The 12,565-nt window shown below is 66.4% G+C and carries 11 protein-coding genes; 9 read left to right on the top strand and 2 right to left on the bottom strand.

The window, feature by feature from the left end; genetic code table 11:
• Nucleotides 1–169: 169 nt before the first annotated feature.
• Together RBB39_RS10495 and nanR are read right to left on the bottom strand one after the other, a co-directional pair.
• Entirely contained in the window at nt 170–982 is an 813-nt protein-coding gene (locus tag RBB39_RS10495; protein WP_083970256.1) for a trimeric intracellular cation channel family protein, read from the bottom strand.
• Between the two features lie 98 nt (nt 983–1,080).
• Nucleotides 1,081–1,788, bottom strand: coding sequence for a transcriptional regulator NanR (gene nanR / locus RBB39_RS10490; RefSeq protein ID WP_045991761.1), 708 nt, complete (start codon nt 1,786–1,788; stop codon nt 1,081–1,083).
• 165 nt (nt 1,789–1,953) lie between these two features.
• Here nanR and RBB39_RS10485 point away from each other — a divergent pair, with 165 nt between their 5' ends.
• The 9 genes from RBB39_RS10485 (at nt 1,954) to RBB39_RS10445 (ending at nt 12,452) form a co-directional block, all read left to right on the top strand.
• A complete protein-coding gene (locus tag RBB39_RS10485) occupies nt 1,954–2,784 on the top strand; it encodes a phosphogluconate dehydrogenase C-terminal domain-containing protein (protein ID WP_045991762.1) in 831 nt (276 codons plus the stop codon).
• A gap of 60 nt (nt 2,785–2,844) precedes the next feature.
• Entirely contained in the window at nt 2,845–4,110 is a 1,266-nt protein-coding gene (locus tag RBB39_RS10480) for a ribulose-bisphosphate carboxylase large subunit family protein (protein ID WP_045991763.1), read from the top strand.
• On the top strand, nt 4,107–5,465 hold the full coding sequence (locus tag RBB39_RS10475; protein ID WP_045991764.1) for a four-carbon acid sugar kinase family protein: 1,359 nt from the start codon (nt 4,107–4,109) through the stop codon (nt 5,463–5,465). Before RBB39_RS10480 ends, RBB39_RS10475 begins: the two co-directional genes overlap by 4 nt.
• 60 nt (nt 5,466–5,525) lie before the next feature.
• Nucleotides 5,526–6,542 carry a TRAP transporter substrate-binding protein gene (locus RBB39_RS10470; protein WP_045991765.1) on the top strand — a complete coding sequence of 339 codons (1,017 nt, stop codon included), beginning with the start codon at nt 5,526–5,528 and terminating at the stop codon, nt 6,540–6,542.
• Between the two features lie 118 nt (nt 6,543–6,660).
• The gene (locus tag RBB39_RS10465; RefSeq protein WP_045991766.1) at nt 6,661–7,248 is read left to right on the top strand and encodes a TRAP transporter small permease; all 588 of its coding nucleotides are present in this window, start codon (nt 6,661–6,663) and stop codon (nt 7,246–7,248) included.
• The gene (locus tag RBB39_RS10460) at nt 7,245–8,519 is read left to right on the top strand and encodes a TRAP transporter large permease (protein WP_045991767.1); all 1,275 of its coding nucleotides are present in this window, start codon (nt 7,245–7,247) and stop codon (nt 8,517–8,519) included. Before RBB39_RS10465 ends, RBB39_RS10460 begins: the two co-directional genes overlap by 4 nt.
• A 67-nt stretch (nt 8,520–8,586) precedes the next feature.
• Entirely contained in the window at nt 8,587–10,047 is a 1,461-nt protein-coding gene (locus tag RBB39_RS10455; RefSeq protein WP_045991768.1) for an aldehyde dehydrogenase family protein, read from the top strand.
• 120 nt (nt 10,048–10,167) lie between these two features.
• Nucleotides 10,168–11,064 (top strand): NAD(P)-dependent oxidoreductase, encoded by an 897-nt coding sequence (locus RBB39_RS10450; protein WP_045991769.1) that lies wholly within the window; start codon nt 10,168–10,170, stop codon nt 11,062–11,064.
• A gap of 176 nt (nt 11,065–11,240) precedes the next feature.
• Complete coding sequence (locus RBB39_RS10445) at nt 11,241–12,452, top strand: mandelate racemase/muconate lactonizing enzyme family protein (protein ID WP_045991770.1); 1,212 nt, start codon at nt 11,241–11,243, stop codon at nt 12,450–12,452.
• The last annotated feature ends 113 nt before the right edge of the window (nt 12,453–12,565 follow it).

Here is a 12,565-nt window from a genome sequence, read left to right as displayed (position 1 = left end):
CTCTCCTGCCGGCGAGCAACGCCCGAGGATGGGCGTCACACCCGCAAGATAGATGCCTCCCGCCTGCCCGCGCCAGAGGCAATCGCCTGGCATCGATCGCAGAGATCCCAGCACAGAGTTGCAGACGGCGATGCTCGAGCATCGAGGAAGGAAACCGTCAATCGAGAGCTCAGTCGACGTCCTCATCCTCGGGCCACAGGCGGGCAGCCTTGCTTCGGGAGACCATCCTCACCCGCATCTTGGGACGCGCGACGTCGGCGGACGATGCCGTCTCACGGGCCGACGTCAGCGGTGTGTCAATGCCATCGGCCGGCATCGCCGCCGGGTCAGCCGGCACCGCTGCGGCGTCGGCATCCGCCGTCCGACTCGACGCCGACTGGCCAGGAGATGGCTCGATCACCACCCAGGCCAGCACCGGCAGCGCCAGCTGCCAGCGGATTGCCGCGAGCCGCAGCCCCAGGGTGGTGACAAGCGACAGCAGAATGCCAAGCCTGGGGGCGCCGAGGCTTGCCAATGCCACGAAGACCACACCGCCGGCGATGGCGGCGGTGGCGTAGACCTCACGACACAGCACCATCGGCACCCGCCTTGCCAGCACGTCACGGATCATGCCGCCGGCCACCCCGGTAAACAGCCCCATCAACACCGCCACGACCCCCGAGGTCCCCAGCAGCATCGCCTTGTTGGCACCAATGATCACGAACAGCGCCAGACCAAAGGCGTCGGCCACCGGCAGCACCACCCGATTGAGGCGATGGATATAGTGAAATCCGACCAGCGCGCACAGCACCGTGGCCAGGATCACCCAAAGATAGGTCGGATCGCGGATCCAGAACACCGGGGCGACACCCAGCACCAGATCACGCAGGGTCCCTCCTCCGACGGCGGTCACCGCCGCCAGCACCAGCATGCCGATGGGATCCATGCGTGAGCGGCACGCCAGCAAGATGCCCGACAGGGCGAAGACCACCGTCCCCGCCATGTCCAGGGCGTAGACCAGATCACTATCCAAGGTCCCGTTCCTTCTCGATAAGTGTCGCCCGTCCGGGGCGAGCGTCAAAAGCGGGGATCAATGCGCCCTCAACTGGGAGCGTACACCGAACGCGCCCTTTCCAGATGACGCGTCATCTCGCGAATGGCAGCGCCTTCGTCGCCGTTCTTCAACGCCGCCAGGATGCGCTCGTGCTCCTCCAGCGTCACATGCTCGCTGCCTTTCCAGTGGATCAGCGAGGTATGGAACCTGGCCAGCCACTCGAACATCGCCCGACTGACCGCGATGAAGATAGGGTTACCGGTGGTCTCGGCGATGGCAACATGAAACCCCATGTCCGCCGCGATAAAGGCATCGATGTCCTTGTTCAACGCCACCCGCTGGCGCTCCACCAGCGCCTCGAGGCGCGCCAGATCCTTGGCGCCCACCTGCCGCGCCGCCCGCGCCACCATGCCCACCTCGAAGAATAGCCGCGCCTCCTTGAGGTGTTCGAGCGAGGCGGGTTCGGTCGACAGCAGGTGCATCGCGGTCAGTTCTATCTGGGCCAGCATGCCGTCGGCACTGGGCGTCAGCACCTTGGGCCGCTGCCCGTGGTGGATCGACACCAGCCCCAGTCGCTCCAGCGCCTGCATCGCTTCGCGGATGGCCGGCCGGCCGACCCCGAAGGTATCCATCAATTCCCGCTCAGAGGGCAGGCTGTCCCCCGGCGCATAGTCGCCGTTCAACAGTTGCTGATAAAGCCGATCGAACACCTCGTCGGACAGTTTGCGGCGAGAAATTTTTAACGAGTCGCTCATGGCCTCTACCTCGCGGCGCCAGGCCCCGCAGCATACCCATGCCAGCGGGCCTGGAACATGACACTCGACCAAGGTCGTGTTTGACAGCCTCGGCCACTTATATTGTCATCATACCAGTTGCAGCAAAGCTTGCCTCTTCCACTTTTTCACACAGGTTACCTGGCCATGACGACCATTGCCTTGATCGGTGCCGGCGGCAAGATGGGCGCCCGCCTCTCCCGCAATCTCAAGACTTCGGACTTCGACGTGCGTCACGTCGAGGTCAGCGAACAGGGCCGCCAACGGCTTCGCGACGAACTCGACATCGAGTGCGTCGATAGCGCCGAGCAGGCGGTGGCCGGCGCGGATGTGATCATCCTGGCCGTTCCCGACACCCTGATCCAGAAGATTGCCGCCGAGCTGTCACCGTCGATCGAAGCCGGCACCATGGTGGTCTGCCTGGACGCCGCCGCCCCCTTCGCCGGCCATCTGCCCGAACGTGACGACCTGGTCTACTTCGTCACTCACCCTTGCCACCCCCCGATCTTCAACGACGAGACCACCCTCGAGGCCAAGCGCGACTATTTCGGCGGCAGCCACGCCACCCAGCATATCGTCAGCGCCTTGATGCAGGGCGATGACCGCCACTTTGCCCTCGGCGAGGCCGTGGCCAGGACCATCTATGCCCCCGTCGGGCGCAGCCATCGCGTCAGCGTTGAACAGATGGCGCTGCTGGAACCCGGTCTGTCGGAAACGGTATGTGCCACACTGTTATCGGTGATGCGTGAAGCGATGGACGAAGTCGTGGATCGAGGCGTCAGCCATGAGTGCGCCAGGGACTTTCTGCTTGGCCATCTCAACATCCTCGGTGCGGTGATCTTCGATGAACAGCCCGGCGCTTTCTCGGATGCCTGCAACAAGGCGATCGAGAACGGCAAGCCGATGCTGATGCGCGATGACTGGAAGCGGGTGTTCGAGCCGGACGCCATCGCCGACAGCATTCAGCGCATCACCTGAGGGGCCACGCTCTCCACAGAGTCTGACGACAGCGCCATCGCGAGTACCAAGAGGCCAGGCATGAACCGAATCGAAGCCAGCTACCTGATCGAGACCCCCTTCGAGGTGGAGCAGGCCTGCCAGGTGATGGCCGGGGAGCAATCCTGCGGCACCTTCACCCGCCTGGCCGCGGAAACCGATGACTTTCGAAAGCGTCATGCGGCCAGGGTCGAGTCCATCGAATTGCTCGACAGCGTCGACGCGCCCTCGCTGCCCATGCCGACCCGGCCCCAGCCGCCCGGCACCCGCTACCAGCGCGCCCGGGTGCGATTGTCCTGGCCCATTGAGAACCTCGGTCCGTCACTGACCACGCTGATGGCCACCCTCGCCGGCAATCTGTATGAACTCAAGGAATTCTCCGGGCTCAGGCTGCTCGACGTCAGCCTGCCCCACGCCTTTGCCGAGGCCTGCCCCGGGCCCCAGTTCGGCATCGACGGTACCCGTCGCCTCAGCGGCGTCGACCAGGGTCCACTGATCGGCACCATCATCAAGCCCAGCGTCGGGCTCTCACCCGATGCCACCGCCGAGGTGGTGAAGGAACTGCTGGATGGCGGCATCGACTTCATCAAGGACGATGAACTCCAGGCCAACGGCCCGCACTGCCCGTTCACCGAGCGGGTCGACGCGATCATGCCGCTGGTGCTCGAACATGAGCAGCGCACCGGACGCAAGGTCATGGTGGCCTTCAACATCACCGGCGAGATCGACGAGATGCGCCGGCACCACGACCACGTGCTGGCCGCCGGCGGCAGCTGTGTGATGGTCGCCCTGAACGCGGTGGGTCTGGCCGGCGTCAGTCACCTGCGGCGCCACTGTGAGCTGCCCATCCACGGCCACCGCGCCGGCTGGGGCATGTTCAGCCGGGAGCCGCTGCTGGGCATGGACTTCGCCGCCTGGCAGACCTTCTGGCGCCTGGCCGGCGTCGATCACCTTCACGTCAATGGTCTGGCCAACAAGTTCTCGGAATCCGACGAAAGCGTCGCCGCCAGCGCCCGGGCCTGCCTGACGCCGCTGTTCGAGCCCCCGGGACCGGCCCACACCGTGATGCCGGTATTCTCGTCCAATCAGACCGCCTGCCAGGCAATCGACACCTGCCGCGCCATGGGGGGCGGCAGCGACATGATCGTCACCGCAGGCGGCGGCATCATGGCCCACCCTGGCGGTATTGCCGCCGGGGTCAGAAGCCTGCGCCAGGCCTACGACGCCGCAGCACGCGGCATCTCGCTGTCCGACCACGCCCGTGACCATGGCGAATTGGCCCAGGCTCTGGAGACCTTCTGCCCATGAACGACCTGCTGCTGAGCTACTACGGCGATGATCTGACCGGCTCCACCGACGCGTTGGAGGCCCTGGCCTGCCAGGGCGTCCCCAGTGTGCTGTTCACCGCTCGCCCCAGCGCCGAGCAGCGCGCGCGCTTCGATCATTGCCGTGCCCTGGGCCTGGCCGGCACCAGCCGCAGCGAGTCCAATGACTGGATGCGCCGCGAGCTCAAGCGATCCTTCCAGTGGCTGGCCGAACAGGGCGCAGCGCTGACCCACTACAAGACCTGCTCCACCTTCGACAGCAGCCCCGAGGTCGGCAGCATCGGTTGTGCCATGGAGGTGGCGCGCGGCGTCTTCGGCGAGACACCGATCCCACTGGTGGTGGGGGTGCCGCAGATGCGCCGCTACACCGCCTTCGGAGAGCTCTACGCCGCCTATCAGGATCAGATCTACCGCATCGATCGACACCCAGTGATGTCGCGCCACCCGGTCACCCCCATGCACGAGGCGGACCTGCGCCGCCACCTGGCCGCCCAGACCACTCTGCCGGTCGGCCTGATCGATGTGCCCAGCCTGGCCCAGCCGGATATCGACGAACGCGTGGATCACGCCCTCGCCGAGCATCCGGCGGTGCTGTTCGACGTGCTCGAGCCCCCCCATCAACAGGCGGTGGGTCATCAACTCTGGCGCACTCGCCCGCAGCAACAAGGCGGCACGGGCGGCTTCGTGGTCGGCTCGTCCGGCGTCGAGTACGCCTTGCTCGCCGAGTGGCAACGCCTGGGGCTGGTGGAAGGGGGCGAGGACTTCACTCCGCCCCGTTCGGTCGAGCGCATCGCGGTGGTCTCCGGCAGCGTCTCCAGCACCACCGCACGCCAGATTCACTGGGCGGTCGAGCATGCCGGTTTTCAGCGCATCGAGCTCGACGCTCGCAGTCTGGCCATCCCCGCCCATCGCAACGAGGCCATGGCTACCGCCATCCTCAAGGCACTGGATGCCCTGAGCAGTGGGCGCAGCGTCATCCTGCACACCGCCATGGGACCCGACAGCCACGACGACAGCCTGGCCACCGAATCCAGCCGCCACAGTCTGGGCAAGGCCCTCGGCGAGATGCTCAAGGCGCTGGTGGACGATCAGGGGCTGACCCGGGTGTGTGTCGCCGGCGGCGACACCTCGAGCCATGCCATCACCGCCCTGAACATCCATGCCCTGACGGTCAAGATGCCGCTGCCGGACACCCCGGGTTCGCCGCTGTGCCAGGCCCACAGCGACGACCCGCGCTACCAGGATCTGGAGATCGCCTTCAAGGGCGGTCAGATCGGTGGCGACGACTACTTCGAGCGGCTAAGGCGAGGACGAGCCCTGGCCGACCACGAGCACTGATCCGGCCGTGCCACCGGGCACGGCCACACCCAAGCGTCATCCCGCAAAGAGGAAACAACAATGACGACGACTGTACGCCACGCAACACGCCGCCCCGCCTTTCACCTCAAGCCCTGCCTGCTGGCGGTGGCACTGGCCGGGTTTGCCCTGCCGGCTGCCGCCGCCCAGACCATCACCGTCGGCCACACCACCTCGGACAGCTCTCACTACTCCGAGGGTATCGATGCCTTCAAGGCGACCCTGGAGGAGCTGTCCGACGGCGAATTCACGGTCAACGAGCAGCCCTCCGGTGCGCTGGGCGGCGAGCGCGCCATGATCGAAGGCCTGCAGATCGGCACCATCGACGCCGTTGTCACCTCCACCGGGCCGCTGGGCAACTTCGTCCCTGAGACCTACGTGCTCGACCTGCCGTTTCTGTTCAAGGACTACGACCACGCCCGCTGCGTGCTGGATGGCGAGGTCGGCCAGGACCTGCTCGACAAGATCGGCGAGCACGATCTGGTGGGTCTTGCCTGGACCGAGAACGGCTTCCGCCACATGACCAACAGCCAGCGTGACATCGAGACCCCCGAAGATGCCCAGGGTCTCAAGATCCGCACCATGGAAAACGAGATGCACATGGCGGCGTTCAACGAGATGGGCGTGCATCCGACACCGATGGCCTTCCCGGAGCTGTTTACCGCGCTGCAGCAGGGCACCGTGGACGGCCAGGAAAACCCCATCTCGGTGATCCTCACCGGCAATCTGTGGGAGGTCCAGGATCGCCTGTCGCTGACCGGCCACGTCTATTCTCCGGCCATCATGCTGGCCTCGCCGATCCTCTGGGACGGCCTGTCCGATGAGCAGAAGGGCTGGTTCATGGAGGCCGCCCAGGCCGGCGCCGAGGCCACGCGAGCGATGGTGTCGAGACTCGAGACCGAAGGCGTCGAGGAACTCAAGGCCAAGGGCATGACCGTGGTCGATGACATCGACAAGTCCCAGTTCCAGGCCGCCGTCGAGCCCTCCTACTCGGTCTACACCGACGAGTACGGCTCGGAAATGCTCGATCGCATTCGCTCCAGCGACTGCGGCAGCTGATCGTCCACTGATCCTCGACTGACCTTCCCGCCCGAGCGCTCGCTACCTGCCGTTGGCGAGCGCTTGGGCGGTCAAGCCTGACCCGTCCTCGGGCCTTACCCGCGATGAGGAAAGCCCCATGCTGGATCTGTTCTTCCGTCTCGAGCGGGCCATCTCCCAGGTCGCCCTCTACGCAGCGGTGCTGATGTTGATCGCCTCGGTAAGCCTTGGCTTCTACCAGGTGCTGACCCGGTTCGTGTTCGACGCCCCCTCCACCTGGTCGGAGGTGATGGCCCGCTCCACCATGATCTGGTGCGTCTTTCTGGGCGCCGCGGCGACCTTTCGCGGCGGCTACATGATGGCCGTCGAAGTGATCTACAAGCTGGTGCCGACCTCCGCCCTCAAGGCGCTGGAGATACTGATCGCCACCTGCTGCATGATCGTTCTGGCGATCCTGGTGATCTACGGCTATCAGATGACGCTGCGCGTGCAGAACCAGATGCTCTCCGGCGTCGGCATCTCGATCGCCTGGATCTACGCCGCCATTCCGATCGGCGCCGCCTTTTCGCTGCTGTCGGTGATCACTCGACTGATCGCCCAGCTGACCGGACGCGAGACCATCGGCGTGGTCGATGCCGAGGCCCCCGCACACGCGCCTGAACCCGAATCCAGACCTGGTCCTGACACAGGCACCTCGTCCGGTACCGAAGGGAGGAAGCAGCCATGAACGCCGCTATCGGACTATCGCTGATCATCCTGTTCGCCCTGGGCGTGCCGATCGCCGTGTCGATCCTGCTGGCGTCGGTGATCGGTATCGAGTTCTTCACCCGTTTTCCGCTGCTGATGGTGCCCCAGCAGATGTTCGTCGGCATCGACAACTTCCCGCTGATGGCGATCCCCTTCTTTATCCTGGCCGGCAACCTGATGGCCGCCGGCGGCATCTCCCAGCGCCTGGTGGACCTGGCCAAGTCCATCGTCGGCGGGCTCCAGGGCGGGCTCGCCATGACCTGCGTGCTGACCTGCATGATGTTCGCCGCGGTTTCCGGCTCGAGCGTGGCCACCACCTTCGCCATCGGCTCCATCCTGATTCCGGCGATGGTGGCCCACGACTACCCGCGTCCGCTGGCGGCCTCGATCCAGGCCTCCTCGGCGGAGCTCGGCGTACTGATCCCGCCCTCCATCCCCTTGATCCTCTACGGCGTCAGCACCGACACCTCGATCGGGCGCCTGTTCATTGCCGGTATCGGTCCGGGGTTGTTGATTGGCTCGGCGCTGCTGCTGTTTCTGTACATCTTCTGCAAGCTGCGCGGCTACGGCCTGCGCGACCGCGAGGATCGCGCCGCCTTCACCACCTCGATGCGTCGTGCCTGGGCCGCTCTGCTGATGCCGGTGGTGGTCATCGGCGGCATCTATGGCGGGGTCTTCACCCCTACCGAGGCCTCGGCGGTGGCGGTGTTCTACGCCCTGATCGTCGGCGGTCTGGTCTACCGCGAGCTGCCACTGTCGGAACTGGTGCCGATCCTGCGCCAGAGCGTGATTTCCACCGCCACGGTGATGCTGATCATTTCGGCGGCGGCGCTGTTCAGCTTCCTGATCAGCCGCTCGGGGCTGCCCGGCGAGGTTGCCGCCTGGGTCACCCAGGTGTTCGAGAGCCCGGTCAGCTTCCTGCTGGCGGTGAACGTGATGCTGCTGGTGATCGGCATGTTCGTCGAGACCTCGGCGGCGATCCTGGTGCTGGCCCCGATCTTCACCCCCATCGCCGTGCAGTACGGCATCGACCCGGTGCACTTCGGCCTGATCGTGGTGGTCAACCTGGCGCTCGGCATGTTCACCCCTCCGCTGGGGGTCAATCTGTTCGCCGCCTGCGCCGTGGCCAAGCTGTCCATCGACGAGCTGATCCCTTGGCTTGCGCGCTTCGTGCTGGTGGTCCTGGCCTGCCTGATGGCGATCACCTACATGCCCTGGATCTCGCTGGGCCTGGTCGATCTGCTCTACTGATACCGATCACTGCCCCGGCCGCGCCGGGGCCCACCCCATCTTCCGCCCCTTCTCAGGAGTCGACAGCATGCACGCCCTCCCCCTCACTCCACCCACCGGCGCCCTGATCGGCGGTCACTGGGTCGATACCGCCGACACCCTCGAGGTGCTGCGCCCGGCCAGCGGCGAAGTCATCGCCCGTATCGCCGCGTCCAGCGCAGCCGACGTCGATGCTGCGGTGGCCGCCGCCCGGGCAGCCTTCACAGGCGAGCTTGGCCAGTGGTCGACGTTCTCGGCGCGGGCGCGCAGTGAATGGCTGTATGCCTTCAGTCAGGCCATCGACGCCGACAGGGAGACCCTGGCCGCCCTCGAGTGCGCCGACACCGGCAAGCCGATCAGCCAGGCCCGGGGCGACATCGCCGCCTGCGCGCGCTACTTCCGCTTCTACGCCGGCGCCGCCGACAAGCTCCACGGCGAGACCATCCCCTTCGATCCCGACTATGCGGTGATGACGCTGCGCGAGCCCTGGGGCGTGTGCGCCCAGATCATCCCCTGGAACTACCCGGCCCAGATCTTCGGACGCTGCGTGGCGGCGGCGCTGGCCGCTGGCAACACCTGCGTGCTCAAGCCCGCCGAGGACGCCTGTCTGAGCGTGCTGCGCCTGGCCCAGCTGGCCGTCGACTGCGGGCTGCCGGAAGGCGCGCTCAACCTGGTGCCTGGCCTCGGCCGTGAAGCCGGCGCCGCCCTGGCCGCCCACCCCGGCATCGATCATCTGTCGTTCACCGGCTCGCCGGAGACCGGCACCCTGGTGACTCAGGCGGCGGCGGTGCACCACGTGCCGGTGACCATGGAACTCGGCGGCAAGTCGCCCCAGCTGCTGTTCGCCGACGCCGACCGTGAACGCGCCCTGGACGCCGTGGTACGCGGGATCATCCAGAACGCCGGCCAGACCTGTTCCGCCGGCAGCCGTCTGTTGGTGGAGCAGAGCATCCACGATGAGGTGGTGGCGGCACTGAGCGAGCGTTTCGCGCGGTTGACCTGTGACGTCGGCGAGAACGACCCGGACTGCGGACCGCTGATCAATGAACGCCAGCGCGACAAGGTGATGACGCTGATCCAGGCGGCACAGGATGACGGTATCCACATCGCCGCCCGTGGACGCCTGGCCGACGACGCCCCCCGGGACGGCCACTTCGTGGTCCCCCACCTGTTGACCCAGGTGCCGCAAGGCCACGGCGTCAGCCGCGAGGAGCTGTTCGGGCCGGTACTGGTGGTCCAGGCCTTCGCCGACGAGGCCGAGGCCGCACGCCTGGCCAACGCCACCGACTTCGGTCTGTGTGCGGGCGTATGGACCACCGACGGCGGCCGCCAACTGCGTCTGGCCAAGGCGATCCGTTCGGGCCAGGTGTTCGTCAACAACTACGGCGCCGCCGGTGGTATCGAGCTGCCCTTCGGCGGCGTCGGCCGCTCCGGCCACGGCCGCGAAAAGGGCTTTGAAGGGCTCAGGAGCTATACCCGCATCAAGACCATTGCGATTCATCACGGCTAGACGTCGCTGGAAACGTCTGGGCCTGGCACGAAAGGTGCCGGCCCTCCTCTAGGCCGTCACCCAGGACTATCAAGCACCAACCACCATCATCACCACTACCACCACCACAAGGAAAGGGACATGACCACCTCGCTTCACGTCGGCCTGATCGGCGTCGGCCTGATGGGCCACGGGATCGCCACCAGCCTGCTGCGCGCGGACCATCGCCTGAGCTTTCTCGATCACCCCGGCAATCAGCCCAGCGACGACCTGATCGACAAAGGGGCAAGCGCTCTGACCAGCGCCCGCGAGGTCGCCGAGACCGCCGATCTGGTGATCCTGTGCGTCACCGGCACTCCCCAGGTGGAAAGCGTGCTGTTCGACGAAGGCGGCGTGCTGGAGGGGCTCAAGCCAGGCCAGATCGTGGTTGACTGCTCCACCGCCATCCCCAGCTCCACCCAGGCCATCGACGCCAGGGTGCGCGAGGCCGGTGGCCGTTTCGTCGACGCCGCCATGACCCGCACCCCGAAGGAGGCCGCCGAGGGCCGCCTCAACCTGATCGTCGGTGCCGATCAGGCGCTGTTTGACGAGCTCAAGCCGCTGTTTGGCGCCTTCGCCGAGCACATCACCCACGGCGGCCCGGTGGGCGCCGGCCACACCCTGAAGCTATTGCACAATTTCGTCTCGCTGGGCTTCACCGCCGTACTGGCCGAGGCCAGCGCCGCCTCCCGACGCGCCGGCATCGACGACGCCGTGCTGCTCGAGGTGCTGGGCAACGGTGGCGGCGGCGGCGTGGTGCTCGAACGCCTGCGTCCCTTCCTGACCGACGCCGACCCTGCAGGCTTCCGCTTCAGCCTGTCCAACTCGCTCAAGGACGTGGGCTACTATCAAAGCATGTCCGAGGACCTCGGCGCCTCGCGCCAGCTCAGCCAGGCGATCACCCGGCTCTACCAGGACATCGTCGATGCCGGCCACGGTGAAAGACTGGTCCCGGAATTGGTCAGTCTGCTCGGCGAATCACAGTCAAAGCAGCCATGATGCTTGCGTCACACGTCATTTGACGGCGGCCACCCGCAAGCTGCCTGAGCGGATCAAGCGACGTCAGCAAGGGTGGCCATTGAAGATGCACAACAGCGATGAACGGTGGCGGTACGCGGCGATGACGAACGGGGCCGATCAACGGTAGCGAAACACTGAACCTTGCGGAGACCAGCATGAAGATCCAGCGTATCGAAACCCTGCGGCCTGCGGCTCGTCCGTCGCTGATCTGGGTGCGCGTCCACACCGAGGACGGCCTGGTGGGCCTGGGCGAGAGCTGGTTCGGCACCGACGCCATCGACGCCGATGTTCATGGCCGCCTCGCTCCCCTGCTGCTGGGCGAGGATGCCTCCCGCATCGAGGCGCTGCATCGCAAGATGCAACCCTACGTGGGCTTTGGCGGCACCAGTGCCGAGACCCGCGCGCTGTCCGCCATCGACGTGGCCCTGTGGGACCTGGCCGGTCAGCGTGCCGGCCTGCCCCTGCATGACCTGCTCGGTGGCGCTACCCGAGAGCGCGTGCCGCTCTACAACACCTGCGCCGGCCCCGACTATGTGTCCAAGTCCGCCGAGGTACGCCCGGACAACTTCGGCATCAAGGGTGGCTCGGGGGATGACGGGACGTCTCCCCGCTACGAGGACCTGGACGCCTTTCTCGAGCGTCCGGCAGAGCTCGCCGCAGAACTCCTCGAGATGGGCATATCCGCCATGAAGATCTGGCCCTTCGACTTCGCCGAAGGCGCCCGCCACGGCATGTCCATCTCGCCTGCCGATCTCAATCGTGCGCTGTGGCCGTTCGAGGAGATCCGTCGCGTCCACGGCGATCGCATGCGCCTGAAGGCGGAACTGCACGGGCTCTGGAGTCTGCCGGCGGCGCGCACCATCTGTCAGGCGCTGGCGCCCATTGACCCGGACTGGATCGAGGACCCGCTGTGGATGGATCGCTTCGACCAGCTTGGCGAGCTGGCCGACACCTGCGTCCCCCTGGCCGGCGGCGAGACCCTCGGCGGCCTGGGTCAGATTCGCGACCTGCTGCATCGCGGACGTATCCACACCCCGATCATCGACGTGACCTGGGGCGGCGGCGTCAGCTTCGCCCGCAAGGCCGCCGCCCTGGCCGAAGCCGAGGGCCGCCCGATCGCCTTCCATGATTGTTCCGGCCCGGTGACGCTGGCGGTATCCACCCACCTGGCCATGGCGCTTGCCAACGTCGCCGAGCAGGAATTCACCCGGGCCTTCTACTACGGCTGGTACGCCGACTGCGTCGAGGGCCTGCCGCCGGTCGAGGACGGCATGATCCGCGTCAGCGGCGAACCCGGGCTGGGCGTTCGCCTGAACCCCGAAATGCTCAAGGGCGACGCACTCCATCGACGTCTCAGCGAGAGCTAGATTCACTGACGCCCTGAACTCCATGTCGAGAAGCAGTCCCACCACGAGAGGCGTCAGACGCCCCCGGCGCCTTTGCGGTAACCGCCATCCACGCATTTCGCCCGTTCCCGCAT

The organism is Halomonas sp. MMSF_3323, from assembly GCF_030733595.1.
GTDB classification, from domain to species: domain Bacteria; phylum Pseudomonadota; class Gammaproteobacteria; order Pseudomonadales; family Halomonadaceae; genus Halomonas; species Halomonas litopenaei.
Note: the sequence above shows the minus strand (reverse complement) of the source record. Positions and strands in the feature narration are given on the sequence as shown.

Excerpts from the sequence above, each read along its gene's own strand:
- RBB39_RS10475 (WP_045991764.1), top strand. The coding sequence starts at position 4,107 with ATGAACGACCTGCTGCTGAGCTACTACGGCGATGATCTGACCGGCTCC.
- RBB39_RS10485 (WP_045991762.1), top strand. The coding sequence starts at position 1,954 with ATGACGACCATTGCCTTGATCGGTGCCGGCGGCAAGATGGGCGCCCGC.
- RBB39_RS10480 (WP_045991763.1), top strand. The coding sequence starts at position 2,845 with ATGAACCGAATCGAAGCCAGCTACCTGATCGAGACCCCCTTCGAGGTG.
- RBB39_RS10450 (WP_045991769.1), top strand. The coding sequence starts at position 10,168 with ATGACCACCTCGCTTCACGTCGGCCTGATCGGCGTCGGCCTGATGGGC.
- RBB39_RS10495 (WP_083970256.1), bottom strand. The coding sequence starts at position 982 with ATGGCGGGGACGGTGGTCTTCGCCCTGTCGGGCATCTTGCTGGCGTGC.
- RBB39_RS10455 (WP_045991768.1), top strand. The coding sequence starts at position 8,587 with ATGCACGCCCTCCCCCTCACTCCACCCACCGGCGCCCTGATCGGCGGT.
- RBB39_RS10465 (WP_045991766.1), top strand. The coding sequence starts at position 6,661 with ATGCTGGATCTGTTCTTCCGTCTCGAGCGGGCCATCTCCCAGGTCGCC.
- RBB39_RS10445 (WP_045991770.1), top strand. The coding sequence starts at position 11,241 with ATGAAGATCCAGCGTATCGAAACCCTGCGGCCTGCGGCTCGTCCGTCG.
- RBB39_RS10460 (WP_045991767.1), top strand. The coding sequence starts at position 7,245 with ATGAACGCCGCTATCGGACTATCGCTGATCATCCTGTTCGCCCTGGGC.
- nanR (WP_045991761.1), bottom strand. The coding sequence starts at position 1,788 with ATGAGCGACTCGTTAAAAATTTCTCGCCGCAAACTGTCCGACGAGGTG.
- RBB39_RS10470 (WP_045991765.1), top strand. The coding sequence starts at position 5,526 with ATGACGACGACTGTACGCCACGCAACACGCCGCCCCGCCTTTCACCTC.